This window comes from Peribacillus sp. SIMBA_075 (genome assembly GCF_046534585.1).
This window is the reverse complement of sequence record NZ_JAWRYN010000597.1, coordinates 1-272: the sequence shown is the minus strand read 5'-3', so window position 1 is coordinate 272 and position 272 is coordinate 1. Positions and strand designations below refer to the sequence as shown.

Genomic DNA, 272 nt, shown 5'->3' with positions numbered 1-272 from the left:
ATGTCATGCAGGACGATGATGACTGTTTTGCCAAGTTCATTGACCAAGCGGCGCAAGATTTTCATGATTTGCACGGAATGTTTCATATCCAAATTATTGAGCGGCTCATCCAATAAGACATAATCGGTATCCTGCGCAATGACCATCGCGATAAAGGCACGCTGGCGCTGGCCACCGGACAATTCATCCAAATAGGAATGCTGCATGTCCTCGAGGTCCATATAATCGATTGCCTGGTCGACCATTTGCTCGTCTTCTGCGTTCAATCGCCC

At 47.8% G+C, this 272-nt stretch carries 1 protein-coding gene; it reads right to left on the bottom strand.

Features of this window, described 5'->3' with window-relative positions; genetic code table 11:
• Positions 1 to 272, bottom strand: a 272-nt coding sequence (locus SB775_RS29550; RefSeq protein WP_410864797.1) for an ATP-binding cassette domain-containing protein, incomplete at both ends; no start/stop codon positions are given.